The 26,317-nt window shown below is 52.3% G+C and carries 23 protein-coding genes; 16 read left to right on the top strand and 7 right to left on the bottom strand.

All coding sequences use genetic code 11. From position 1 onward, the window contains the following. Positions 1-4 precede the first annotated feature (4 nt). The gene (ppk1, locus tag SC127_RS03100) at positions 5-2,065 is read right to left on the bottom strand and encodes a polyphosphate kinase 1 (RefSeq protein ID WP_243077416.1); all 2,061 of its coding nucleotides are present in this window, start codon (positions 2,063-2,065) and stop codon (positions 5-7) included. Positions 2,066-2,215: 150 nt separating this feature from the next. On the opposite strand from ppk1, the gene SC127_RS03095 reads away from it, so the two are divergent. The 3 genes from SC127_RS03095 to pstB are packed head-to-tail and all read left to right on the top strand — an operon-like array spanning position 2,216 to position 6,723. After that, entirely contained in the window at positions 2,216-4,312 is a 2,097-nt protein-coding gene (locus SC127_RS03095; protein ID WP_243077417.1) for an ABC transporter permease subunit, read from the top strand. After that, positions 4,309-5,943, top strand: a complete 1,635-nt coding sequence (gene pstA, locus SC127_RS03090; RefSeq protein WP_332625178.1) for a phosphate ABC transporter permease PstA — start codon at positions 4,309-4,311, stop codon at positions 5,941-5,943. Before SC127_RS03095 ends, pstA begins: the two co-directional genes overlap by 4 nt. A 12-nt stretch (positions 5,944-5,955) precedes the next feature. Then, positions 5,956-6,723 carry a phosphate ABC transporter ATP-binding protein PstB gene (pstB, locus tag SC127_RS03085; protein WP_332625176.1) on the top strand — a complete coding sequence of 256 codons (768 nt, stop codon included), beginning with the start codon at positions 5,956-5,958 and terminating at the stop codon, positions 6,721-6,723. 39 nt (positions 6,724-6,762) lie between these two features. On the opposite strand, the gene purN is transcribed toward pstB, so the two are convergent. After that, a complete protein-coding gene (gene purN / locus SC127_RS03080; protein WP_215845887.1) occupies positions 6,763-7,401 on the bottom strand; it encodes a phosphoribosylglycinamide formyltransferase in 639 nt (212 codons plus the stop codon). Continuing rightward, the gene (gene purM / locus SC127_RS03075; RefSeq protein ID WP_243077420.1) at positions 7,398-8,438 is read right to left on the bottom strand and encodes a phosphoribosylformylglycinamidine cyclo-ligase; all 1,041 of its coding nucleotides are present in this window, start codon (positions 8,436-8,438) and stop codon (positions 7,398-7,400) included. The genes purN and purM overlap by 4 nt, the downstream gene beginning before the upstream one ends. A 229-nt stretch (positions 8,439-8,667) precedes the next feature. Between purM and upp the strand changes: the two genes are divergently transcribed. From upp to hda, 3 genes are all read left to right on the top strand, one after another. Beyond that, entirely contained in the window at positions 8,668-9,294 is a 627-nt protein-coding gene (gene upp, locus SC127_RS03070) for a uracil phosphoribosyltransferase (protein WP_215845890.1), read from the top strand. A 190-nt stretch (positions 9,295-9,484) separates the two neighbouring features. After that, on the top strand, positions 9,485-10,768 hold the full coding sequence (gene uraA, locus SC127_RS03065) for a uracil permease (protein WP_243077421.1): 1,284 nt from the start codon (positions 9,485-9,487) through the stop codon (positions 10,766-10,768). 93 nt (positions 10,769-10,861) lie between these two features. Then, positions 10,862-11,563: a DnaA inactivator Hda gene (hda, locus tag SC127_RS03060; protein ID WP_243078467.1), complete on the top strand. Its 702-nt coding sequence runs from the start codon at positions 10,862-10,864 to the stop codon at positions 11,561-11,563. Between the two features lie 10 nt (positions 11,564-11,573). Here hda and arsC read toward each other — a convergent pair whose 3' ends face one another. Both arsC and SC127_RS03050 read right to left on the bottom strand, forming a co-directional pair. Beyond that, the gene (arsC, locus tag SC127_RS03055) at positions 11,574-11,921 is read right to left on the bottom strand and encodes an arsenate reductase (glutaredoxin) (protein ID WP_215845892.1); all 348 of its coding nucleotides are present in this window, start codon (positions 11,919-11,921) and stop codon (positions 11,574-11,576) included. Between the two features lie 5 nt (positions 11,922-11,926). After that, positions 11,927-13,390 (bottom strand): beta-barrel assembly-enhancing protease, encoded by a 1,464-nt coding sequence (locus tag SC127_RS03050; protein ID WP_215845894.1) that lies wholly within the window; start codon positions 13,388-13,390, stop codon positions 11,927-11,929. 756 nt (positions 13,391-14,146) lie between these two features. Between SC127_RS03050 and SC127_RS03045 the strand changes: the two genes are divergently transcribed. The 4 genes from SC127_RS03045 (at position 14,147) to SC127_RS03030 (ending at position 18,388) form a co-directional block, all read left to right on the top strand. Next, on the top strand, positions 14,147-14,752 hold the full coding sequence (locus tag SC127_RS03045) for a DsrE family protein (RefSeq protein ID WP_215845896.1): 606 nt from the start codon (positions 14,147-14,149) through the stop codon (positions 14,750-14,752). 20 nt (positions 14,753-14,772) lie between these two features. Further along, on the top strand, positions 14,773-15,381 hold the full coding sequence (locus tag SC127_RS03040) for a DsrE family protein (protein ID WP_215845898.1): 609 nt from the start codon (positions 14,773-14,775) through the stop codon (positions 15,379-15,381). A gap of 274 nt (positions 15,382-15,655) precedes the next feature. Next, positions 15,656-17,254: a sensor domain-containing diguanylate cyclase gene (locus SC127_RS03035; protein ID WP_332625172.1), complete on the top strand. Its 1,599-nt coding sequence runs from the start codon at positions 15,656-15,658 to the stop codon at positions 17,252-17,254. Positions 17,255-17,320: 66 nt separating this feature from the next. Beyond that, positions 17,321-18,388 carry an AI-2E family transporter gene (locus SC127_RS03030; protein WP_215845899.1) on the top strand — a complete coding sequence of 356 codons (1,068 nt, stop codon included), beginning with the start codon at positions 17,321-17,323 and terminating at the stop codon, positions 18,386-18,388. 42 nt (positions 18,389-18,430) lie between these two features. On the opposite strand, the gene bcp is transcribed toward SC127_RS03030, so the two are convergent. Both bcp and SC127_RS03020 read right to left on the bottom strand, forming a co-directional pair. After that, entirely contained in the window at positions 18,431-18,898 is a 468-nt protein-coding gene (gene bcp, locus SC127_RS03025) for a thioredoxin-dependent thiol peroxidase (protein WP_215845901.1), read from the bottom strand. A gap of 157 nt (positions 18,899-19,055) precedes the next feature. Continuing rightward, positions 19,056-19,637, bottom strand: a complete 582-nt coding sequence (locus SC127_RS03020) for a glycine cleavage system transcriptional repressor (protein ID WP_215845903.1) — start codon at positions 19,635-19,637, stop codon at positions 19,056-19,058. 143 nt (positions 19,638-19,780) lie between these two features. On the opposite strand from SC127_RS03020, the gene dapA reads away from it, so the two are divergent. From dapA to ypfH, 6 genes are all read left to right on the top strand, one after another. Then, positions 19,781-20,659 carry a 4-hydroxy-tetrahydrodipicolinate synthase gene (gene dapA, locus SC127_RS03015; RefSeq protein WP_215845905.1) on the top strand — a complete coding sequence of 293 codons (879 nt, stop codon included), beginning with the start codon at positions 19,781-19,783 and terminating at the stop codon, positions 20,657-20,659. 14 nt (positions 20,660-20,673) lie between these two features. Beyond that, positions 20,674-21,705 (top strand): outer membrane protein assembly factor BamC, encoded by a 1,032-nt coding sequence (gene bamC, locus SC127_RS03010; protein WP_215845907.1) that lies wholly within the window; start codon positions 20,674-20,676, stop codon positions 21,703-21,705. A 144-nt stretch (positions 21,706-21,849) separates the two neighbouring features. Beyond that, on the top strand, positions 21,850-22,563 hold the full coding sequence (gene purC, locus SC127_RS03005) for a phosphoribosylaminoimidazolesuccinocarboxamide synthase (RefSeq protein ID WP_215845909.1): 714 nt from the start codon (positions 21,850-21,852) through the stop codon (positions 22,561-22,563). 130 nt (positions 22,564-22,693) lie between these two features. Beyond that, a complete protein-coding gene (gene ypfJ, locus SC127_RS03000) occupies positions 22,694-23,560 on the top strand; it encodes a KPN_02809 family neutral zinc metallopeptidase (protein ID WP_215845911.1) in 867 nt (288 codons plus the stop codon). Continuing rightward, positions 23,557-25,533, top strand: a complete 1,977-nt coding sequence (locus SC127_RS02995; RefSeq protein WP_332625167.1) for a tRNA(Met) cytidine acetyltransferase TmcA — start codon at positions 23,557-23,559, stop codon at positions 25,531-25,533. The genes ypfJ and SC127_RS02995 overlap by 4 nt, the downstream gene beginning before the upstream one ends. A gap of 73 nt (positions 25,534-25,606) precedes the next feature. Then, the gene (gene ypfH, locus SC127_RS02990; RefSeq protein ID WP_243077426.1) at positions 25,607-26,287 is read left to right on the top strand and encodes an esterase; all 681 of its coding nucleotides are present in this window, start codon (positions 25,607-25,609) and stop codon (positions 26,285-26,287) included. Positions 26,288-26,317: the final 30 nt, after the last annotated feature.

Raw genomic sequence — 26,317 nt, 5'->3', positions numbered from 1 at the left:
GGATTTATTCAGGTTGTTCCAGTTTCTTGATGTAATCATAGATCGCCAGCTGCGAGCGCACTTTACGACGGTTGCCGCGCGAAACGTATTGGTTACTTAATTCTTTATCAATAATGCGCGCTTTCACCGTATCACTTAACTGAAGAGCAATGATATCGAGGATGCGCTGCTTAATTTGCGGGTCGAGAATCGCCACCGCCACTTCAATTCGGTAATCGATGTTACGCGTCATCCAGTCCGCAGAAGAGAGGAACACTTTCTTATCGCCGTTGTTCTCAAAAATATAAACGCGATCGTGTTCCAGGTAACGATCAACAATACTGGTGACGCGAATATTTTCGCTGATGCCGGGCAGATCAGGGATCAGCGAGCACATTCCGCGCACCAGCAAGTTGACTTTAACCCCAACGCTGGACGCTGTATAAAGCCGGTCAACCAGTCCTTTGTCCACCAGATTATTAATTTTCAGAGTAATGCCGGACGGCAATTTTTGCTGCGCGTTAGCGATCTCTTCATCGATCAACTGATACAACATCCGACGTGAGTTTTGCGGGGAAACCATCAAATGCTCAAACGTCACCGGACGATAGGGATTCTCAATAAAGTTAAACACGCGACGCACTTCATTCGTGATGCGCGCATCTGCCGTCAGTAAAGAATAATCAGTATAAAGACGGGCTGTTTTCTCATTAAAGTTGCCGGTGCCGATGTGCGCATAACGCACAATATCTTCACCCTCGCGGCGCGAGATCAAGAAGAGCTTGGCGTGGATTTTCAGGCCCGGCGCTGAGAAGATCACATGTACACCCGCTTCAGTCAGGCGCTTTGCCCAGTAGATGTTGGCTTCTTCATCAAAACGCGCCTGCAGCTCAACCACCACCGTGACTTTTTTACCGTTATAAGCAGCGTGAATCATCGCATCCATAATGCGTGAGTGTTTTGCGACGCGATAGATATTGATTTTTATCGCCAGCACGCTGGGATCAAACGAAGCCTGACGCAGCAATTCCAGGACATGCTCAAAGGTGTGATACGGATAATAGAGCAGGACATCGCGGTTACGAATCGCATCAAAGCCGTTGCGGAATCCATCAAAGCCAATATGGCGAATTTGCGGCAACGGTCGGTTGACTAAATTGTTTTTACCGACATTGGGAAAACTGATGAAGTCTTTGAAATTGTGATAGCGACCGCCCGGTAGCACGGAGTCAAAGTTGGTAATCGACAGTTTATGACACAGCAGTTCTACCATGGTATCGGGCATGTCGCGCTGGTAAACGAAACGCACCGGTTCTGCTGTTAAACGCTGTTTCAGGCTTGAAGACATCAGTTCCAGCAAGCTGGATTCCATCTCTGTCACCAGATCATATTCCGCATCACGCGTCATCTTCATCGAATAGGCGTTGAGCGCATCGTAGTCATAAAAGCCTTTGAAAATATCATCCAGGCAATAACGCAGGATGTTATCTAAAAGAATCATGGGCTTGCGTCGGCGCGGTGATTCAGCAGGCAAGTTAACGAAGCGCGGTACTTTATCTGATGGAATTTCTAACAGCGCATAGCGAATGTTTTCGCCACGAATAATTTCAACCGCCAAATAGGTGTAATCGTCTTTAAGGAATTCGGTCAGATCAGTTTCATGGGTAATTAAAATCGGGGAAATGTGCTGGCGAAGTTCGTGTTTGAAGTAGTGGCGCAGCCAGACTTGTTGATTCGGTGAAAGCTGACGTTCATTGATCAGGAATATTTGATTACGTGCCATTTCCAGCAGCAGATCGTTATAAAGCGTATCAAACTCTTGGTCAGATTTAAGCACTCGCTGTTGGATTTTTTTGAATAAATGACGCGGCGTGCTGGCGGAACCTTGCTCTTCACCAATAAGAATGCGGCGCTTGAGATCGGCGAAACGCACTTTATAGAATTCATCAAGATTGTTGGAGTAAATGCCCAAAAACCGCATGCGTTCGATCAGTGGATTGCTTTTGTCCGCTGCTTCCTGCAAGACACGTTCATTGAAGGATAACCAGCTTAATTCTTTTTCAATATATAGCTTTACCTGACCCATTCTTACTCCGTATCGCGGTTGCAGGACTGAAGATCCAGTATCCAACATCATTATGGCGAGAGTATGGCAAGCTTGTCCAACGTCAATAGTTGTCTTATCAACCAGCTACGGGCAACATAGCGGCTTATTTTCCGCTGCATTTAGGACCGCATGAGCGTAAACCACATACCCGTCCAGTTTAGCGACCGCCGACGTCGTGCGATCGACCGTTTAACGCGGCGACTGGTCACGTCTTGTGGCATCGCAATCCTGTTGCTGATGTTGCTGCTGTTCTTTTGGCTGATTTGGGTGGTGACGCCGCTGTTCAGCGCGCCCAGCATGCAGCCGGCTAATACGCAACAGTTATGGGATCGTGCGCCTGCGTTGGCGATAGGTAATGATGGCAGCAATGGTTGGCGTATCAGTACTTCAGGCACCGCCCGTTTTATTCCGCTCAATGGGCAACCCGCCGATCATGCTTTGACATTGACGCCTGCGCCGCGTGACGTGGTATCCAGCGCCGATCGGCAAACACTGTTGCTCAACCTGCAGGGTGATTTATTGCTGCTGCAACCGACAATGCAAAGCGGCGAGGCGCAATGGCGTTTCCCGCTGGGTGATAAACCCTTTCATCTGCCGCAGGGCGCGGTAAAGAAAATGTCGCTGGCGTCGCTGAATCAAGGCCAATGGCGTATTGCGGCCCTGACCGAAAATGGGCTGAGCATCCTGACGCTAGGCACCGATCGTCAGGCAAATGCCATCAATTTGCCGCTGTCCCATGTCGATCAATTTATTCTCTCGCCGCAAGGCGATCTGCTGTACACCAGCGAAGGCAATGTCCTGCGCGTCTGGCAACTGGATAATCAGCAAGCGCTGCTGCGTGAAACCCAAACGCTGTCGCAGGTGCCGCAGAGCCTGCACATATTAACCGGCGGAAAAACATTGCTGATTCAGGATGAAACGGGAATTACTCAATGGTTTTCAATTGCGGGAGAACAAGGCCCGCGTCTGCATCAAATTCGCACCTTTGAGCACAGCGCAGGCAACACGCAGATCATTACCGAATCTCAGCGCCGTGTATTCGCCACCTACTCAGAAACGGGCAGGGTGAAGCTGTTTGCCAGCAAGCAGAATGGCCCCATTTTGCAGCGTCAGCTTGAACCCGGAATTCTGCACGCGCAATTCTCGCCGAGTGGCAACAGTTTACTGATAGAACGCAAAGGCAGTTGGCAAACCGTCAAGCTGGATAATCCCTGGCCCGATGTCACCTGGCGGAGTTTCTGGCAGAAAATTTGGTACGAAAACTATCCGAAAGCTGATTGGGTATGGCAATCCACCGCCGCAGGCGACAGTTATCAAGCCAAGTTCAGCATAATGCCGATGGTGGTTGGTACTTTAAAAGCGGCCAGCCTGGCGTTGGTGTTTGCCACACCGCTGGCCTTAGCCGCTGCGATGTACACCGCCTGGTTTATGGCGCCGGGTCTACGCCGCTGGGTTAAACCCGCCATTGAGATGATGGGCGCGCTGCCAAGCGTGGTGATTGGGTTGATTGCCGGTTTATGGCTGGCACCGCATATCAGCCAGGCGCTGATTGGCGTGCTGTTGCTGCCGCTTACCTTAGCCGCCAGCCTGCTGCTGTGTGGCGTGCTCAGCGCGCGTCTACCCGCGCGCTGGCGTCAACCGGGACGTGAAGTCTTGCTGCTGCTGCCGTTGTTGCTGCTTGTCACCTTGCTGACGCTGTGGCTGCCGACCCTGGTGATGCGTGATGCAGGCGAGTGGATGCCGCATTACGAGCAGCGCAATTTGCTGGTCGCCGCATTAGCCATGGGTTTTGCGCTGGTGCCGCTGATCTTCACACTCGCCGAAGATGCGTTGTTCAGCGTGCCCGCTCAGCTCGGGCAGGGCTCGCTAGCGTTAGGCGCAACGCCATGGCAAACCTTAACCCGCGTGGTCTTACCGGGTGCCTCAGCCGGTATTTTTGCCGCGCTGATGATCGGCTTTGGGCGTGCGGTTGGCGAAACCATGATTCTGCTGATGGCAACGGGTAATACGCCGCAAAGCGAGGGTGGCTTATTCAGCGGCCTGCGCGCCTTATCCGCCAATATTGCTATTGAAATGCCTGAAGCGGCGGTGGGCAGCGCGCATTATCGTATTCTGTTTTTAAGTGCGTTGATGCTATTGATTTTTACCTTAGTGATTAACACCATCGCCGAGCTGATCCGCCAGCGTTTGCGTCAGCGCTACAGCCAGCATGAGGAACAAGCATGAGGGCGATAAGACAAAATAACCGCTGGCGCTGGCTAACCGCAGGCGCTGTCACGGTTTGCCTGTTGGCGTTCGCGCTCCTGATTGCCTTGCTGGCATGGCAGGGCGCACGCGTTTTTTGGCCGCAGCCTGTGGATCTTTACACCTTCACTCAGCCTGAAGGCAGCGAAAGCCGCTTACTGGGCGAAACCGTGGAACATCAAAAGCAGTTTCCGGCCCCCGCGGATGAGCAGGGCAATAGCGCAGGCCATGTGAATCGTTATCTGATAAAAACCGGTAACCGCGATTGGGATGCGCCCGATTTTCGCGTTGCCTACAGCCGCGAACCGGCTGAGGTGAGCAGACCTAAAGATATTTTGGTATTGCAACGCCGCAGCCACGGCAATGCTTACGGCTGGTTAGTTGGCCTGCGTGAAGATAATGAAGTGCTTACTGCGCAGAACATCCATGCGCTGCTGCGTCAGCGTTTGGCTCAGGTTCATACCATGATTCGTGAGATAAACCAGATTCGGCGCATCGATATGGCGCGGCTCAACAAGCAATTAGACATGTTGGATGAACAAGCTGAGCGCCAGCGACAGGCTAATCAGTTTGATATGCAGGTGCAGTCAGAATACCAGGCTAATCAGGCGGCATTGCAGCGGCGCTTTGACCACCTCAGCGCGACGCTGGGGAGATTGCAGCATGAAAGTCAGCGCGACGTGCTGATCCTGCGTGATGTGGAAGGCAATAATCATGTGATTCCGTTGACGCAGATTGTTGACGTATGGACACCCAATGCCCTCAACCTTAATGAAAAGCTGCTGCATTTTGTGCAACAGCTCTGGCATTTTGTCAGCGATTCAGCCGCAGACGGCGAAAGTGAAACCGGCGCATTTCCCGCTATTTTTGGCACGGTATTAATGGTGCTGTTGATGTCAGTGGTGGTGATGCCGTTCGGGGTGGTTGCTGCCGTCTGGCTGCATGAATATGCCGGACGTAATGCACTGACGCGTCTGGTGCGTATTGCGGTGGTGAATCTCGCGGGTGTGCCGTCAATTGTCTATGGCGTATTCGGCCTCGGCTTCTTTGTCTGGGGCGTTGGCGGCACGCTCGATCAGCTGTTTTACAGTAACGCATTACCCAATCCAACCTTTGGTACGCCAGGTTTGTTGTGGGCAGCATTAACGCTGGCGCTGCTGACATTGCCGGTGGTGATCGTCGCGACCGAAGAGGGCTTGTCGCGCATTCCAAACAGCCTGCGCCAAGGTTCGCTGGCATTGGGTGCCTCGCAGGCCGAAACCTTGTGGCATGTGGTCTTGCCGATGGCGATTCCGGCAATGCTCACCGGTTTGATTTTAGCGGTGGCGCGCGCTGCCGGTGAGACGGCACCGCTGATGCTAGTGGGCGTCGTAAAAATGGTGCCTGAACTGCCGGTAGATGCTGTTTTTCCCTATCTGCATCTTGACCGCAAGTTCATGCACCTCGGTTTTCAGATTTACGATTTAGCGTTTCAAAGTCCAAACATCGAAGCCGATCGGCCAGTAGTGTTTGCTACCGCACTGCTGCTGGTGCTGATCATTCTGTCGCTAAATCTGCTGGCAATGGGCCTGCGTCACCGTCTGCGTGAGCGCTATCGCCTTATGACTCAATAACAGGCTATAACTATGACGCCCGAAACTGACATTGCGCTGCGTGTAAACCATCTTTCGCTGTGGTACGGCGAGCGCCAGGCGCTGCAAGATATCTCGCTGCAAGTGCCTAAAAATCGCATCACCGCGCTGATTGGTCCCTCTGGCTGCGGTAAATCAACGCTGCTGCGCTGCTTCAACCGCATGAATGATGTGATCGATAACTGCCGAATTGAGGGCGAAATCTTGCTCGACCAATGGGCGATTATGAATCCTAACCAGGATCTTTCTGCCTTGCGCCGGCGGGTCGGCATGGTGTTTCAGCGGCCTAATCCTTTCCCTAAATCGATCTATGAAAACGTGGTGTATGGCTTGCGCTTGCAGGGCGTGCGCGATAAGCGCGTGTTGAATGAAGCCTGCGAACGCGCGCTGCGAGCGGCGGCACTGTGGAGTGAAGTGAAAGATCAGCTGGGCCAAAATGCGCTAAAGCTTTCTACCGGCCAGCAGCAGCGATTGGTGATTGCCCGGGCGATTGCTATCGAGCCAGAAGTGTTGTTGCTGGATGAACCGACTTCCGCGCTGGACCCGATCTCCACGTTGGTGATTGAAGAGCTGATGACCACGCTAAAGCAGCACTTCACGCTGGTGTTGGTAACACACAACATGCAGCAGGCTTCGCGCGTATCTGATTACACAGCCTTTATGCACAACGGCGCATTAGTAGAGTTTGATGAAACCGATCGGATTTTCACTACGCCGAAAGAGCGTCGCACGGAAGATTACATTACCGGGCGCTACGGTTGAGGAAACCAAAAGGAGAAGCCTGGGCTTCTCCTTGGAAAATCATTCGTGGGCGTGCCCTTGTGGCGGAAGCTGTTCGCCATCCAGCCAGGCTTTTCCGTCGCGCATCGTCAATCGTCCTTCGATAAACCAGTTAATCACCAGCGGATAAATGGCGTGTTCCTGATGCTGAACGCGTTGCGTAATCTCTTGCTCACTGTCTTCAGCAAACACTGGCACTTTGGCTTGCAAAATAACCGGACCGCCATCCAGTTCATCAGTAACGAAATGCACTGATGTACCGTGCTCGGCATCACCATTTTCCAGCGCCTGACGATGCGTATGCAGGCCGGGATATTTCGGCAGAAGGGAAGGGTGAATGTTCAGCAGGCGATCGTGATAACGCGCCACAAAAGCGCTGCTTAAAATACGCATGTAGCCGGCTAACACCACCAGATCGGGTGCGTAAGCATCGATCTCTGTCATTAGCTGGCGATCAAAAGCTTCACGATCGGCGAAGTCGCTGGCGGCTAACGCATGTGTCGGCACGCCGGCTTCTTTAGCCCGTACTAAACCAAAGGCAGAGGCTTTGTTACTGAACACGGCAGCGACACTGCCGTGAACACGCCCGCTTGCGCAGGCGTCAAGGAGGGACTGAAGATTACTTCCGTTACCGGAAATCAGCACAACCAGTTTTTTCATCCGTTAATAACCACACGCTCTTCAGAGTCAGAGGCGTTAATCACACCGATTTTCCACGCTTTCTCACCGGCTGCGCTCATCAGTTCAACCGCTTTGTCAGCATCAGCTGGGCTCAGCGCAATCAGCATGCCCACACCGCAGTTAAAGGTGCGGTACATTTCGTGACGGCTAACGTTACCCGCCTGCTGCATCCAGGTGAACACAGAAGGCCACTGCCAGCTCTTCTCGTCAATCACCGCTTGCGTATTGTCAGGCAACACGCGAGGAATGTTTTCCCAGAAGCCGCCACCGGTCAGGTGACAGATAGCATGCACGTCAATCTGCTCGATCAGGCTGAGGATATTTTTCACGTAGATGCGGGTCGGTTCGAGCAGGTGGTCAGCCAGCGGTTTGCCATCCAGCTGTTCAACCAGCGGATCGGTGTTGCTGACTTCAAGAATCTTGCGCACCAGCGAGTAACCATTGGAGTGCGGACCGCTAGAGCCCAGCGCAACCAGCACATCGCCATCTTGCACTTTGCTGCCGTCAATAATTTCTGACTTCTCAACCACGCCGACGCAGAAACCCGCAACGTCGTAGTCTTCTCCGTGATACATGCCTGGCATTTCAGCGGTTTCACCGCCAACCAGCGCACAACCCGATTGCAGACAGCCTTCGGCGATACCGGTGATCACGGCAGATGCGGTTTCCACATCCAGCTTGCCGGTCGCGTAGTAATCCAGGAAGAACAGCGGCTCAGCGCCTTGCACAATCAGATCATTAACGCACATTGCAACCAGATCAATGCCGATAGCATCGTGGCGCTTGAGATCCATCGCCAGACGCAGCTTGGTACCTACGCCATCGGTGCCGGAGACCAGCACGGGTTCACGGTATTTTTGCGGCAGCGCACAAAGCGCACCGAAACCGCCCAATCCACCCATTACTTCCGGGCGACGAGTCTTTTTCACTACGCCTTTAATACGGTCAACCAGAGCGTTACCAGCATCAATATCAACACCGGCGTCTTTATAGCTGAGAGAGGTCTTGTCGGTCACTGCGAGGTCCCCACGCGAGTTGCGGTTGGTGGTTAAAATAAAGCGCGGCAATTCTAACAGCGCAGGCAAACGTTTGCGAGTCTCAGATTGCGCGCCATGCGATTTTAATCAATCCTTATTTTATTGCGGTAAAACTTTCCTCTTTGCGCAAGGGCATATGGCGCAAACAAGAAAAGGCGGTATAATCCCGCGATTTTTTTTTAGCTCAACTCATTCCGGGAGAACACCAATGAAGATCGTGGAAGTCAAACACCCGCTGGTCAAACATAAACTGGGCTTGATGCGTGAGCACGATATCAGCACGAAGCGTTTCCGCGAGTTGGCCTCGGAAGTAGGCAGCTTGCTGACCTACGAAGCCACCGCAGATTTGGAAACCGAAAGCGTGACCATTGAGGGCTGGAATGGCCCGGTGCAAGTCGATCAAATCAAAGGTAAAAAAATTACCGTAGTGCCAATTCTGCGTGCCGGCCTCGGCATGATGGAAGGCGTGCTGGAGCATGTTCCGAGCGCGCGTATCAGCGTAGTGGGTGTCTACCGTGATGAAGAGACGCTGGAGCCAGTGCCGTATTTCCAGAAGCTGGTTTCTAATATTGAAGAGCGTCTGGCACTGGTGGTTGATCCCATGCTCGCCACCGGCGGTTCGATGATTGCCACCATCGACCTGTTAAAGAAAGCGGGCTGTAGCAGCATCAAGGTGTTGGTCTTAGTCGCCGCACCAGAAGGGATTGCCGCACTGGAAAAAGCGCATCCTGATGTTGAGCTGTACACCGCGTCTATCGATCAGGGATTAAACGAAAAGGGATACATCATTCCTGGACTCGGCGATGCCGGAGACAAGATTTTCGGAACCAAATAAAGAAAGCAGCCGGCGAGAGAGTCGGCTTTTTTTTGGCAAAAATAAAACAACATCATCTCCAAATATCTCGCGCTGCAGCAAGGCGGCAAACGATCTCAAACCGTTGAGCTTACTTAAGTAAGTGGGTCGGGTGAGCGAGAGCAGCCAACGCAACGGCAATGCGCGGTATACAGGAGACAGGGGATTACTGATGACACGTCGCGCCATTGGCGTTAGCGAACGACCGCCGCTACTGCAAACTATTCCACTCAGCCTGCAACATCTGTTCGCCATGTTTGGCGCAACGGTTTTGGTGCCTATTTTGTTTCACATCAACCCGGCTACGGTGTTGCTGTTCAATGGTATTGGCACGCTGATTTATCTGTTCATCTGTAAAGGTAAAATCCCCGCCTATTTAGGATCGAGCTTTGCTTTTATTTCACCGGTGCTGCTGCTGTTACCGTTGGGTTATGAAGTGGCGCTTGGCGGTTTTATCCTGTGTGGCCTGTTATTCTGCCTGGTGGCGTTGATCGTCAAGAAAGCAGGAACCGGCTGGCTCGATGTGATGTTTCCGCCCGCAGCCATGGGCGCTATTGTTGCGGTCATCGGCCTTGAGCTGGCGGGCGTAGCGGCGAATATGGCGGGATTGTTACCTGCTGAAGGCAGTTCGCCAGACAGCAAGACGGTAATCATCTCCTTGGTTACGCTGGCCGTCACGGTTTTTGGTTCGGTGCTGTTTCGCGGTTTTCTCGCCATTATCCCGATTCTGGTGGGTGTGCTGGTGGGCTACGCGCTCTCCTTTTTTATGGGCATTGTCGACTGGACCAGCGTTTACAACGCGCCATGGTTTGCGTTGCCGACCTTTTATACCCCACGATTCGAATGGGTGGCGATGCTGACAATTCTACCGGCTGCGCTGGTGGTCATTGCTGAGCACGTTGGGCATCTGGTGGTGACAGCGAATATCGTGAAAAAGGATTTGATCCGCGATCCCGGTTTACACCGTTCAATGTTCGCCAACGGTTTATCGACCATGATTTCTGGCTTCTTTGGTTCTACGCCTAACACTACTTATGGCGAAAACATCGGCGTGATGGCGATTACGCGTGTTTACAGCACATGGGTCATTGGCGGCGCAGCTATCTTTGCCATCCTGCTCTCATGCGTTGGCAAACTGGCGGCAGCGATTCAGGCAGTGCCAGTACCGGTAATGGGCGGCGTATCGTTACTGCTTTATGGTGTTATCGGTGCTTCAGGTATCCGCGTGTTGATCGAATCCAAAGTGGATTACAACAAAGCGCAAAACTTGATCCTCACCTCGGTGATTCTGATCATTGGCGTGAGCGGCGCGAAAGTGCACATCGGCGCGGCTGAGTTGAAAGGCATGGCATTAGCGACGCTGGTTGGTGTTGGGCTGGCGTTGATTTTCCGCGTCATCTCACTACTGCGACCGGAAGAAGTGGTGCTGGACGCCGAAGAAAAAAGCGGCCATTAAGACCAAAGCGGGGCAGGGAAGCCTCATTCATCTCTTTTTAAAAACTGTGGTAGACTTCCCCGGTTTTTAGCTTGTTCGCTTGCTGAGGTGCTTCTGAACACGCCGGCACAATTATCATTGCCACTTTATTTACCTGACGACGAAACCTTTGCCAGCTTCTGGCCAGGGGAAAACCCGTCGCTGATTGCTGCGTTAAAGGGTGCTCTCACTCAACATCATGGCAGCTATCTCTATTTCTGGTCACGCGAAGGCGGAGGACGCAGTCATTTGCTGCACGCCGCGTGCGCTGAAATGTCTGCGCGTGGTGAAGCGGTTGGCTACGTTCCGCTGGATAAACGCACCTGGTTTGTACCGGAAGTCTTAGACGGCATGGAACAGTTGGCGCTGGTCTGTATCGATAATATTGAATGCATTGCAGGTGAAGCTGAATGGGAAATGGCGATCTTTGATCTCTATAACCGCATTCTGGAAACCGGTAATACGCGTTTATTGATCACCGGCGATCGCCCACCGCGACAACTCAATCTACATTTACCCGATCTGGCTTCGCGCCTCGATTGGGGACAAATCTACCGTTTACAGCCGCTTTCTGATGAAGATAAGCTGCAAGCGCTGCAATTGCGCGCCGGTCTGCGTGGATTCGAACTGCCGGAAGATGTGGGACGCTTCCTGCTCAAGCGTCTCGATCGTGAAATGCGAACGCTGTTTGAAACGCTGGATCGGCTTGATCGCGCCTCCATCAGTGCACAGCGCAAGCTGACCATTCCTTTCGTTAAAGAGACGCTCGGCCTTTAACACTCCGTTTTTAAAGAATGTCGAGCACCGCTTCCGGTGGTCGACCCAGCCGCGCCTGCTCGCCGTTGATCACAATTGGCCGCTCAAGGAGCCTGGGATTCGCCACCAGCGCGTTAATTAACTCACTTTCACTTTTGTCAGCCTCACCGAGCGCCAGCGCTTTATAGAGATCTTCTTTATTGCGCATGAGCTGCCGTGCGCTGGTCATACCGAGCTTTTTCAACAAAATTTGCAGCATTTCACGATCCGGTGGGGTCTCCAGATAAAGTACCACTTCCGGTTCAATGCCGCGTGCTGTGAGCAGTGCCAGCGTTTCGCGGCTCTTGCTACAGCGCGGGTTGTGATAAATGGTCACCATTATCGTTATCCTTTTTGATACTGCTTAAAGCGTTGTTGCAGCTGACGTAACTGGTCAATGCGCGCATCATAACGCGCTTGCTGCAGACTACCGAGTGGAACCTGGGTGCTGGCACGGCTCAACGCAGAAATGGCTTGATCGAGCTGGCCGTTAAGCGCCAGACTTTCCGCTCGCGCCGAAAGTTCTTCATCATTCAAACCCTGTTGTGCAGAGGCCTGCGCCAGCAAATCCCAGCCATTGGGATCATCTTTATTCGCCCAGGTATAGCGATTCAGGATGCGGCTGGCATTGGCGGGCTGTTTGGCTTCGACGTAGGCATTGGCTAGGTTGAGCTGTACCACCGGACTGTTTTTCGCGCCGCTTGCCCCGTTGAGTAAGGCTATCGCCTGCTGCGGCTGATTCAGCCCAATTTCGATATCTGACATGATATCGAGAAACCAGACGTTATTCGGCTGCTTCGCCAGCAAGGGCGCGATGATCTTTTTCGCATCGCCATAACTTTTAGCCTGTAAAAATTGTACCGCTTTCCCATATTGCGAGGCCATTTGTTCGCGTGCGTTGCCATTAGCATATTGGCTGAGCAGTTCGTCGGTCAGCTGATTGCGCCCCGTGGCATACATTCCCAGCGCACGTACCTTGGCCATATAAAAGTCTTCGGTAGATTGCACAACGACCGGACGCATCTGATTAGCTCGGTTGCGTGCATCGGCGAGACGGCTATCGGGCAGCGGGTGTGTCAATAAAATTTCGGGCGGTTTGGAGGAGAAACGCGTCTGATCGGCGAGCTTTTGCAGAAAATTAGGCATCGCCTGGGGATCGAATCCGGCGCGTTGTAATACCTGAATACCAATGCGATCGGCTTCCTGCTCATTGCCCTGAGTAAAACTGATAATCCCTTGTTGCGTGCCTGCTAGCGTACCGGTCAGCGCCGCCATTCCGGCTTGCGGGTTCGCCATTGCTAACAGAATCGATCCCAGCGCACCAACCCAGGTTAGCGGCGCATTGCGTTTTTGATCTTCCATAGCTCGCGCCAGATGGCGCTGGGTGACGTGGGATATTTCATGCGCGACCACCGAAGCCAGCTGGCTCTCGTTGTCGGTATAGCGAAACAGCGCTGAATGCAGCACCACGTTACCGCCGAAAAAGGCGAAGGCGTTGAGTTCATCATTTTGAATCAGGAAAAAGTGAAACGGCGTTTTTACCGAATCTGCATGTGCGACCAGCCGCTGACCGAGCTGATTAATATATTGGTTAAGCAAAGGATCATTGATCAGCGGTGCACTGGCTCGAAGCTGGCGCACGTAGAAGTCGCCCATCTGTAATTCTTGATTAATGGAAAGGGTCGATCCGGCAGTCGTGCCTATATCGGGCAACGAATCACTGACATCGGCACTGGCAGGTGCCAGGCTGGTCAGCATCAAAGTGGGAATGAGCGCGGCGAGCAGCGTTTTCTTTAACCGGTTCAACATGATGTAATCCTGTAGAGAAGCCCTGAGATTGGACAGGTGCGCAGCGGTAATGTTCTTTTTTTTTAAGGGGGTAATCACGCTTCGCGCCTATCTTAACCACAGCCCGGTAAGAAAGAAATGTGGTTTTCTGCCAAAGCACGCGCTCCTTGCTAACCTAATGGGCTAAGTTGCAGCAAAAAATTGAATGTCTTGCTAACGTCAACGAAAGTTAAACACTTGTCATATTTTGCAACGCTATTCAGGAATACAGAGAATTATTGCGGTGTATTCTTATCGCTAATTAACAAAAAAGTTTAAATATGCGTTCTTGCCCAAGTAACAGCGTTAGCTTCGAAATTGCTTCGAATTAAAGTTATGTAAATTTACTCAAAAAAATTGAATGTGGCATGTTTTTTTCCAGGTTTACTCTGAAAAAATAGCGCAAAAAGATAAAGAATTAACTGAGGTTGTATTGCTGTTTTTTATCGTGAACGTCAAATTTTAAAATTATCAGGAATAATAATTGGTAGTATAAAAGCTAATTGATGGTCAGTTTATCTTTGCTTGCGTGGGAAATTAAGGGCCATGAATAAGACAAGCAAGGGTTGATGTGCCATCCAGGAATTTGTTTAATTGTCGCTGATAATAATATTTAGTGGAAACTATAATTTGATTTTGCGCATTTCGTGAGGGCGCTCACTTTCATTGTGCTGTGATATAGATAAGCCCTATTCAAAAAATGAATCTGCAACGCGTTATTTGCATGAGAGGATATCTATGCGTTCAGCTGTATCTTACGCGCTGATTGCCATTATTGGTGGTGCTATTGGCGCGGGCGTTACGCAAAGTGGCGTAATTTATGAAAAGGTCATGCGGCATTTCACGGCACAACCCAGCGACCCTGAAGGTTTCTGGAGTACGCCAGCGGTAGAAGGTTACGGTAAAATACATTACGAAGCGGATGCAGCCTTTAAACCGGTCGCAGGATTGAGTAATAAAATCGTATTCCAAATTACGCGTAGCGATGGCGCAATGACCGACCCTAATTTAGGTCTGGAGCGCGTCGCACGCGTCGTTAATCTTTATATCGCCTCGGGTGTGCCCGCGGACCAGTTGAAGTTTGTGGTATCAGTAACGGGCGACGCAACGCCTGCCATGTTGGATAACGCGCATTTCAAACAGTTTTACGGCATTGATAATCCGAATATCAAACTGATCAATGAACTTAATAAAGTTGGCGTGAAGGTTTCCGTCTGTGATCAATCGGTGGCATTCCACCATTACCCTAATGACTGGATTGATAAATCAGTCGTCCATGCACTTTCCAGCCCAACCACGGTGTCGACTCTGCAAAATCAGGGTTATGCATGGCTACAAATGTAAAGTAAACAGGAGAGTAAGCGATGCGTCCAGCAGCGTATATTGTGGTGGCAGCGGTAGCCGGATTTATTGGTGGCAATGTTTTACAATTACCGGAATTAGTGGATAAGGTCAGCGGGAAATTTGCAGATAATAAATCTGAGCCTGCCGATTTTTGGAGCACACCGGCAATTGAGGGGTTTGGAAAAATACATTATGTTGACACGCCAGCTTTTAAACCTGGGTCAGTAGATGGCCTGAGTAATAAAATTGTTTTCCAGATCAACCGCAGCGAAGGCGATATTCGTCAGCCTAACCTCGGTCTGGAACGCGTAGCGCGCGTCACCAATCTTTATTACGCAGCGGGCGTGCCGCTCGATCAACTGAAATTTGTCGTCTCAATCAACAGCGATGCGGTTCCTGCGGCGTTGAGCAATGATCAGTTCCGCAAAACCTACGGCGTAGATAACCCAAACCTCAAACTGATCAGCGAACTAAAAAAAGCCGGTGTTCAGGTATCAATTTGCGATCAATCTGTGGCTTTCCACAACTATCAGCGCGACTGGATTGACCCCATGGTGACGCATACAATTTCCAGCGGTACTACCGTTGCGACCCTGCAAAACAGTGGTTACGCTTTCTTGATGTTGTAATTTTCCTCTACAGCGGCGTCACTGCCGCTGTCATCCTTTCACGCTTTCCTCGCCTTATTTTCCCGCTTCTGACGTTTTGCCCTAAAAGAGCTTCAGGCAATTAGCACCAGTAAAATCCTTGCTTTCGGGCTGCGTCGTCCGGCTTAGACGTGCTCTTATTGGGTTTCAAGGTGTACACTGACACCGTAAATGACCAGGGCACGCTGTAAACACTAACAAAAATAACAGAGTCGGGCAGACCAATAATGAATGATTTCACTGTGGCGGCAACGCCATGCTAATGCGACTACGTCCAAAAACGGACCTGCGCACGCTGATCGCGGTATTGGTTATCGCCAGCATTGTAGTGACCTTGACCAATGCCATGTACGCCACGTGGCGCGTGCAGCGTATGGTGTTGATCGACAGCACGCTGGAGGCGAATCGCGCTTATGCGGCAAAGCTGGCGTCGACGACTGAAATCTTTTTCCAACTGGCGCAGTCACAGCTGCATTACAGTGCGAAACTGCTCGGCAATGATTTCGATGATGTTAAATTGCTCACGACTGAGGTCGACCGGCTGCGTGAGCAAACCAGCAGCTTCAACTCGGTGGCGGTGGTAGACGCAAATGGCATTGTTAAAGCCATCTCTCCCGAATCGCTAACGTTGAAAGGTATGCATCTCACCAGCGATGCCTCAAAAGAAGCGCTGGCTGTGCGCCAGCCTGTTATCAGTAAACCGACCCTTTCAGCCGCCAACAATCTGATCGTTTTTGTCTCCTGGCCGATATGGGATGGGGAAGGGCGCTATCTTGGCTATATTGGCGGCACCATTTATCTCAAAAAGAAAAGCATTCTGAACGCGCTGTTGGGCCAGCAATTTTATCGCGATGGCTCCAGCGTTTATGTTATCGACAGCAATAATCAGGTGCTTTATCACCAGAACAGCCAGCTGATTGGCAAAGTGCTGCCAGCCATTATTAGCGAGCACGAACGAGAAGAGAAACCCAACGGCTCGCTGCAGATTTCCAGCCGTGACGAAAAAACGCGGTTAGCGGGATATGCCATTGTGCCCACCACCGGTTGGATGGTTGTGACGTTCAAACCAATGGATGTCACATTGGAACCGCTTTCCGGCTTATTAATGAAGGTGCTCAAGCATTCCGTACCCTTTGCGCTGTTAACGCTGCTGGTGGCGGTAATATTGGCGCGGCTGATTGCGCTGCCGCTGTGGCAGCTTGCTCGCAAAGCCAGCAAGATGGATGCGCAAAGCGTATCCACAGAAATCAGCGTTATTCGCGCCTGGTATTTTGAAGCGGCGCAGGTAAAACGCGCACTGTTAACCGGCATTGGCCTGGTGCAAGAGAAGATCGGGCGGCTTAACTCGGAAGCGCAAACCGATCCCCTTACCCAACTGTTTAATCGCCGCGGACTCAATGCGGTATTAGATTATTACCAAACGATGCGCCAACCTTTTGCGGTGCTGGCATTGGATATCGATCATTTCAAACGGGTTAACGATACGTGGGGTCACGATGTTGGCGACAACGTGATACAACAGGTCGCCCGCACATTAACTGCCAGCGCCCGGCAAACGGATGTAGTGTGCCGCAACGGCGGCGAAGAATTTTTGATGCTACTGCCCGGCAGCGCCGCCGATGAAGCCAGCGTCATGGCAGAACGCGTGCGTAAAAGCATAGCCAATGCCTGGATAGAAGAAGTGGGTAACATTACCCTTTCCATTGGCGTAGCGGCGTGGTGCGGGGAGGACGTTGCGCTTGAGGTCACGCTTAAGCAAGCCGATGCTGCGCTCTATCAGGCAAAACAAGCGGGCCGTAACTGCGTATGCGTATCAGGAAAAAGCGTATCGCTGTTAAGCCAGACGCCGCACTAAGCACCTTTTCAGGCCAGTAATATCCGGTACAATCGTCGTCCTTTATGACGTCATGGATAGAAAGGTATGCTGGCTTTATTGATTCAATGGTACAAACGCCGTTTCAGCGATCCGCAGGCTATTGCCCTGTTGGTGATCCTGCTGGCCGGTTTCTGCATCCTTTTCTTTCTCAGCGGATTACTCGCGCCACTGCTGGTCGCGCTGGTGTTGGCTTACTTGCTGGAGTGGCCAACCGCGCGTTTACAACGTGTTGGCTGCACTCGCAGCTGGGCCACGACGATTGTGCTGGTACTGTTTGCCGGTATCTTGCTGGTGCTGGTCTTGATTGTTGCCCCGGTCGCCTGGCAACAGGGCATCAACCTGACGCGTGATCTGCCCAATATGCTCAACAAACTTTATGTGTTTGCGGCGGGCTTGCCGAAGCGTTTTCCTGCATTGGTGGACGCAGGCATTATCGATCTGATCGTAGAGAATTTGCGTAGCCGCTTAAGCGGCGTTGGCGATTCGCTGGTCAAGTATTCCCTGGCCTCATTGGTTGGCTTGATGACGCTGATGATTTATTTGGTGCTGGTGCCGCTGATGGTGTTTTTCCTGTTGAAAGACAAAGATCAGATGCTGAATGCGGTGCGACGCGTGCTGCCACGTAATCGCGGTTTAGCCGGTGTGGTGTGGCAAGAGATGAACCAGCAGATTACCAATTATATTCGCGGCAAAGTGCTGGAAATGGTGGTGGTGGGTATTGTCAGCTGGCTGGCATTTTTGTTTCTCGGCCTCAATTACGCCTTGTTGCTGGCGGTATTGGTGGGGATATCAGTATTAATTCCCTATATCGGCGCAATGTTAGTGACCATTCCGGTGATTGGCGTGGGGCTGTTTCAGTGGGGACTCGGCAGCGATTTCTGGACCATGTTCATTGTTTACTTAGTGATTCAGGCGCTGGATGGCAATATTTTGGTGCCAGTTCTGTTCTCGGAGGCGGTTAATCTGCATCCGCTGGTGATTATTCTTTCGGTAGTGATTTTCGGTGGAATGTGGGGTTTCTGGGGCGTGTTTTTTGCTATCCCACTCGCGACGTTAGTGAAGGCGGTGGTGCATGCCTGGCCCGATGATTTACTGGAGGAGCATAAACGGTAAGAAACGGGGCGCGGCAGCGATGATCGCCGCGCCCGCAGTACATCAGGCAGACTGAATGTAATCCAGTACGATGTCGTGGTGATTTGACGTTTTGAAGTCGTCGAACACTTTTTCGATTTTGCCATTCGCATCAACCAGAAAGCTGATGCGATGAATACCATCATAGGTTTTGCCCATGAAGGTTTTCTCACCCCAAATGCCAAATTGCTCACTTACCTGGTGATCTTCATCAGAGAGCAGCGTGAAGTTCAGCAACTCTTTCTCGATAAAGCGTGACAGCTTTTCCGGTTTGTCGGTGCTGATACCCAACACTTCCACACCCGCCATTTTCAACTTATCCATGTTGTCGCGCAGACCGCAGGCCTGAACGGTACAACCTGGCGTCATTGCCTTCGGGTAGAAGTAGACCAGAACGCGCTGTCCCTGGAAGTCGGTCAAATTTACTTGTTCGCCGTCCTGATCGGACAAGCTAAATTTCGGTGCAGTATCACCGGCTTTCAGTGGATTCATCACATCTCTCCATTTTTTAATCATGCTGTGGGTAATACACCATCTGACGAGAAACTGCCAAATGGAAATTACCATCAGGGGGTATTTCACCACATAGCTTTAGGCCGCTAAGCGACAGCAATGCGGAGAAATAGCTCCGGTTTAGCACGTGCACAGCTTAGCGCGTGGACGTCACCTGCTCGACACTTTCTACATCCGACATACTGTAAAGTCGCAGCGTGCCTTGGGCATTCAGCTCCTGACAAAGCGCGTTAAACGCCTGTTCAAATGGCGCACCTTCGGTTCGCGTTGGGCTGTGGGCAGTCATTTGAATATAGAGCGTTGGCGGCTGATTGTGTTGAGCGGGTGTAATGCGCGAAACCAATTCAGCAATATTCATCTGGTGTTTATCGATCAAATCGGTAAAGCGCTCGATGATATGTGGCGAGTCGGGCACTTCAACCTGTACCAGCGCAGTATCCGGCATCGGCGGACGCACCTTTGCGTTCGTGCGTTTCATCACAATCAGCAATTCCAGCTCCGCGCCTTTAAGCGGCAGAGTCGATTCAATCAGCGTGATGGCGTTCCAACTGCCCGAAAGCAGCATGATAAAAGTGAATTCATCCCCAAGCATGGCAAGACGGCTGTCTTCGATGTTGCAACCGCAGCTGCTGACATGGCGGGTAATCGTATTGACGATTCCCGGGCGGTCAACACCCAACGCAGTGATGACCAAATGGTGGGGCTGAGATTGCGGCAAAATGGGTTTTCCTATGCATTCGCTAATAACTATAAGGTAAACATAAAAAAAACTGCTGACAAGCGCCGGAATGGCGTGGCTTGCTTGCTTTTCACTAAGCGTAAAACGTACCATGAAGCACTTGTTTGTCGAGGGGATCGCCAATGTTTACGGGAAGTATTGTTGCACTCATCACGCCGATGGATGACAAAGGTAATGTCTGCCGTGCGAGTCTGAAAAAACTGATTGATTATCATGTCGCCAGCGGAACTGCGGCGATTGTTTCTGTAGGCACTACCGGTGAATCCGCCACGTTAAGTCATGACGAACATGGAGATGTGGTTCTGCAGACGCTTGACCTGGCTGATGGACGTATCCCGGTGATTGCCGGAACCGGGGCAAATGCCACCGCAGAAGGTATCTCTCTCACCAAACGCTTCGAAAATTCCGGCGTTGTTGGTTGCCTGACCGTCACGCCTTATTACAACCGTCCTACGCAGGAAGGGTTGTATCAACACTTTAAAGCTATCGCCGAAAGCACCAGCCTGCCGCAGATGTTGTATAACGTCCCTGCGCGAACGGGCTGCGACATGCTGCCGGAAACCGTGGCGCGCCTCGCTGAAATTAAAAATATTATCGGAATCAAAGAGGCGACCGGGAACTTATCGCGTGTTAGTCAGATCCAAGAGCTGGTTGATGATGAATTCATCCTGGTCAGCGGTGACGATGCGTCTGCACTGGACTTCATGCAACTGGGCGGCAAAGGCGTTATTTCCGTGACGGCGAACATCGCTGCGCGTGAAATGGTTGAACTTTGCACCCTGGCGCAGCAAGGCAACTTTGCTGAAGCACGCCATTTGAATCAACGTCTGATGCACCTGCATCAGACGCTTTTCTGTGAACCCAATCCGATTGCGGTGAAATGGGCTGCAAAACAGCTGGGATTAATCGCTAACGACACGCTGCGTCTGCCGATGACGCCACTGACAGCAGCAGGCCAGCCGAAGGTGGAGCAGGCGCTGGTTAAAGCGGGTTTGCGATAATTTAGGGAGAATGAATGAATTACTCAGTTAAGCGGTCAACAGTTGCCACAGTGGTGGGGCTTTCCACCCTGATGCTGTTGTCGGCATGTTCGAGCGATCAGCGTTATAAGCGTCAGGTCAGTGGGGATGAATCCTATCTGCAGGCCAGCGAATTGCACGAACTTAAAGCGCCAGCCGGGATGATTTTGCCGGTTCAGCGTGGTGACTACGACGTTCCACGCACGACCAGCAATGCGGCTGTTGGCAAACAGCTTGATATTCGTCCACCGGCACAGCCTTTGGCGTTGATGAACGGCACGCGTGCCCAGTTCAGCAGCAATACCGGCGCATTAATGATTGAAAACAGCCGTGGCTCGGTCTGGCCGCAAGTGGTTAACGTGGTGCAGTCTTACAAATTCCCGATTGCCTCACGTAACGATGCGGGTCAGGAGCTGAGCACTGATTGGGTACAGTGGAATCGTGCCGACGAAGACGAACAATATCGTGGCCGTTACCAGATCAGCGTTCAGTCACAAAGCTATCAGCAAGTGTTGACCGTGCGTCTGCTCGAACTGCAGCAGAACGGCAAAACCATCACTTCGCCAGTACAAGTCCAGCGTTATACCGCGCAGATGTTAAATGACATCAGCACCGGGTTGGACAAAATTGACACCGCCAGTGCCAATGCTGCCGCAGGTCGTGTCAATGGTGCCATCGATGTGCAAAGCGGCGCCGATGACACCGGTTTACCCATGCTGGTTCTGCGCACGCCATTCAACGTAGCCTGGCAGCGTCTGCCAGATGCGATGAAACGCGTCGGCATGGAGGTCACCGACAGCAATCGCTCACAAGGCAGCTTGAACGTGACTTACAAAGCGCCGGGCAGCAGTACGTGGGATGAAGTAGGTGCCAAAGATCCTGAACTGCCAAACGGTGATTACAAAGTGCAGGTCGGCGATCTCGACAACCGCAGCAGCCTGCAGTTTATCGATCCAAAAGGGCACGTGCTAACCCAGTCGCAAAACGATGCGTTGGTCGCGGTGTTCCAAGGCGCGCTAAACAAATAAATTGCTTTAGGCCGGAGATTCTCCGGCCTTTTTATTTTGTTTTTGGCATAATAGCGCGCGGCGAAGTAAACGATTGCGTAGGCGCAATCGCCGCAGCGGCTCAAGCCGTTGAACACCGGTTATTTCATGTTTGGAGTTAACAAAATGCAAAAGCGAGCTGAGTTGTATCGCGGTAAAGCGAAAACCGTATACAGCACCGACAATCCGGATCTGCTGATACTCGAATTCCGCAACGATACGTCAGCAGGTGACGGGGCTCGAATCGAGCAGTTCGATCGTAAAGGAATGGTAAACAACAAATTTAACCATTTTATTATGACCAAGCTGCAGGAAGCGGGCATTCCTACCCAGATGGAAGCGCTGCTTTCTGACAACGAAGCGCTGGTGAAAAAGCTGGAAATGGTGCCGGTTGAGTGCGTAGTGCGTAACCGTGCGGCAGGTTCACTGGTTAAGCGTCTGGGCGTGGAAGAGGGCATGGTACTCAATCCGCCACTGTTCGATCTTTTCCTTAAGGATGACGCCAAGCACGACCCAATGGTCAATGAATCTTACTGCGAAACCTTTGGCTGGGTGAGCAAAGAGAATCTGGCTCGCATGCAGGAACTGACCTTTAAAGCCAACGACGTCCTGAGCAAACTGTTTGATGATGCTGGCCTGATTCTGGTCGACTTCAAACTGGAGTTCGGTCTGTTCAACGGCGAAGTGACGCTGGGCGATGAGTTCTCGCCAGACGGCGCGCGTCTGTGGGACAAAGAGACCCTGGATAAAATGGACAAAGACCGTTTCCGTCAGAGCCTTGGCGGTGTGATTGAAGCCTATGAAGCAGTTGCACAGCGTCTGGGCGTGAAACTCGACTGAGTGACGTTGATCTGATGCGGTAAAAAGAGGCGCTTCGGCTCCTCTTTTTCATTTTGCAGCAAAGCTGGTGATTGCTCCGGCGTGCAACTAAAATCATGCCATCTAAGCAAAACGCGAAATGGAGTGAAGCATGCGCTGGCAAGGGCGTCGCGAAAGTGACAATGTAGAAGATCGACGTAATCAGTCGTCGGGTTATGGAACAGGACGCCAAATTCGAATCCCGCGCGGCAAAGGCGGTATTGTGCTGCTGATTGTGGTCGCAGTGGCAGGATATTATGGTTATGACCTGACAGCGTTGTTAACGGGTGAGCAAGTTGCGCCATCCAGTCAGCAACAGCAGCGCAGCATCAACAGCAATCAGGATGAGGCGGCAAAATTTACTTCAGTGATCCTGGCGACCACAGAAGACACGTGGGGCAAGCTGTTCAAGCAGATGAACAAGCAATATGCACCGCCTAAACTGGTGATGTATCGCGGTGCTACCCGTACCGGCTGCGGCACGGGCCAATCCGTGATGGGCCCCTTTTATTGCCCCGCTGATCAAACGGTTTATATCGATCTCTCTTTCTACGATGAGATGAAAAGCAAACTCGGCGCGGGCGGTGACTTTGCGCAAGGGTATGTCATTGCGCACGAAGTCGGCCACCATGTGCAGAAACTGCTTGGCATTGAACCCAAAGTGCGCGAAATGCAGCAAAATGCCAGTCAGGCGCAGGTTAATCAGCTGTCAGTGAAAATGGAACTGCAGGCTGACTGTTTTGCCGGTGTTTGGGGTCATTACATGGAGCAGGAAAGAATCCTCGAAGTGGGCGATCTGCAAGAAGCGTTGAATGCAGCCGAAGCGATTGGCGACGATCGTTTACAGCAGCAAAGCCAGGGCCGCGTGGTGCCAGACAGCTTTACGCACGGTACGTCGCAGCAACGTTACACCTGGTTTAAAAATGGCTATGACAGCGGCAATCCCGGCCAGTGTAATACGTTCGCGAACAATAAATGACGCTTGAGGAAATCAGCCGCCAGATGCAGCAAGCAGGCATTCGGCGGCTTTGCGTTATCAGCGGCGAAGCGGATTGGTGTTTATCTACGGCACAAAACTGGCTCAACAGATTAACCGGTGACTGGCTGTGTATCAGCGCGTCGCCGCTGTTTTCCACGCTACACTGCGCGCCCGGCGCACTACGTACCTTGCTGGGCCGCGAATTTCTTCACGCTGTGTTTGATGCCCGTCAGGGATTTCATGCTGAAGCCTTTGCTGCCCTCGTCGGTACGCTGAAAGCAGGAAGCTGGCTGTTACTGCTGGCGCCCGCCTGGCGCGATTGGCCCGGGCACACTGACAATGACAGCGTGCGCTGGGGCGATGTAGCAGAACCGATTGCGACGCCAAATTTCATTCATCGCCTGCAGCAGCTTATTGACGTAAACGAGCATATTGTACTGCATCGTCAAGAACAGAACCTGCAGATTACCCCCTTGCCGATGCTAGCCAACTGGCAATGTCAGGCACCGCAGCAACAGCAAGCTATTCTCGCGCAGCTTATTAATCAATCCAGTGGCGTCGCGGTTATCACTGCAGCGCGCGGACGCGGTAAATCTGCCTTAGCAGGCATGCTGGCACAGCAAAATACCCGCTGTTTAATCACCGCGCCGGCAAAAGCGTCCACCGAGGTGCTGGCGCGTTTTGCCGGCGAGCATTACCACTTCATGGCACCTGACGCCATTCTCGAACAGGCGACAACGCCAGACGCTGACTGGCTGATTGTCGATGAGGCCGCTGCTATTCCTGCGCCGCTGCTGCATGCGCTGCTGGCGCGTTTTCCGCGGGTATTGCTGACGACCACGGTGCAAGGCTACGAAGGCACAGGTCGGGGTTTTATACTGAAATTTTGTGCCGAACTGGCGCACGTTACCTATTTCACGCTGGATGAGCCGTTGCGCTGGTCGCGTGCCGATCCGCTCGAAAAATGGCTTAATCAGGCGCTGATGTTTGAAGATGCGTTACCGGCGCCAGTAAACCGTGATGCATCCATTCAACGGCTCAACATGGCGAGCTGGCCCGAAAACCAAACGCTGCTTGAGACGGCTTACCGCTTGCTGACCAGCGCGCACTATCGCACTTCGCCAGTAGATTTACGGCGACTGCTTGATGCTCCCGGCATGCATTTGTGGCTAGCCGGTGACGCGCCAGGTTTAACCGGCGCATTATGGCTGGTGGAGGAGGGCGGTTTATCTGTCGATCTTGCGCGCGCTGTTTGGGCGGGGCGACGGCGACCACGCGGCAACCTGATCGCACAATCATTGGCTGCACACAGCGGATTTGTCGAGGCTGCCACGCTGCATTCATTACGCATTAGCCGTATCGCCGTCGCGGCAGAATGTCGCCGTCAAAAGATCGGGCTGGCCTTGGTTGAGGCAGCGCGCGCTGCCGAAATGGGCTGCGATTACCTTTCGGTCAGCTTCGGCTACACTGAATCTCTCTGGGCTTTTTGGCGCGCCTGCGGTTTTACCTTGGTGCGTATCGGTAGCCAGCGCGAGGCCAGTAGCGGCTGCTATGCGGCGATGGCGATTCGTGCCATCACACCCGCGGGGCAAAATTTGCAAGATGCTGCAGCGTTGCAGCTTGCGCGCGACTGGCCCGTTTTACAGCGCCATATCAATATCAAACTCGCGTTGGTGCCCATAGAGCAAAGGATTACTGCTCAAGATTTACCGCTGGTCGCCGGTTTTGCATGGGCGCTGCGTCCCTTCGAAGCCAGTTTGCCGGTATTGCAGCGTTTAATCAGCGCGACGGATCAGCCGGTTTCACTGCTTCGGGCTGCCGTTGAGACGCCTGATGCGCTAAGCGCACTGGCAAAGCAAGCTGGATTAAGCGGACGCAAAGCGATCGTCTCGGCGTTACGCCAACAGGCAGCCGATGCGCTTGTCGCGCTGGATGCAAAAAGCGCGGAGGCTCTGCGTCAGCAATGGCAATAATTCCACAGACTCGTTCAAATATTCCCAATATCATTTACTGCGCCGCGGCGTAAAGTAAATGAAGGAGGTCAATATGGCATTGCAATACGTTATCGTTCAGCAGCCGGTTAAGGCTGCACAACTCTTTTTGCTTTATCACGGCGTTGGCGACAATCCTGATGCGATGGGTGAAATCGGCAACTGGTTTGCCCGAACGTTCCCGGAAGCCTTGGTCGTATCGGTAGGTTCGCCAGGCTTGAGTCGTCAATGGTTCGCTGAAGCGCCAACCCACGATCAAAGCGAGCAGCAGCGAGTGAATGCCGCACTGCCGCAATTTGTGGATACGGTTCGTCATTGGCAGCAGGAAAGCGGCGTACGCGCGGAAGCAACGGCGCTGATCGGTTTTTCGCAGGGCGGCAGCATGGTGCTGGAAGGCGTGAAAGCCCATACCGATTTAGCGGGGCGCGCGGTTATCTTCAGTGGGCGTTTTACGAGCCTGCCGGAAAAGGCCAGCACCCGCACCACGATTCATTTGATTCATGGAGAAGATGACGACGTCATTCCAGTGCAACATGCCGAAAAAGCGGCGCAGTCCCTGACCGCGTTGGGTGGCGATGTCACTCTGGATATTGTGGAGGATTTGGCGCATGCCATTGACGATCGCAGTATGCAGCTGGCATTAAATCATCTGCGTTATACCGTACCGAAGCGCTATTTTGATGAAGCGTTAAGTGGGGCGAAACCGGGTGATGATGATGTCATCATGATGATGTGAAACAGCCCTCGCGTTGGCGAGGGCTGTTGA

The organism is Pantoea sp. T14 (assembly GCF_036663535.1).
GTDB classification, from domain to species: Bacteria; Pseudomonadota; Gammaproteobacteria; order Enterobacterales; family Enterobacteriaceae; genus Pantoea; species Pantoea phytostimulans.
Note: the sequence above shows the minus strand (reverse complement) of the source record. Positions and strands in the feature narration are given on the sequence as shown.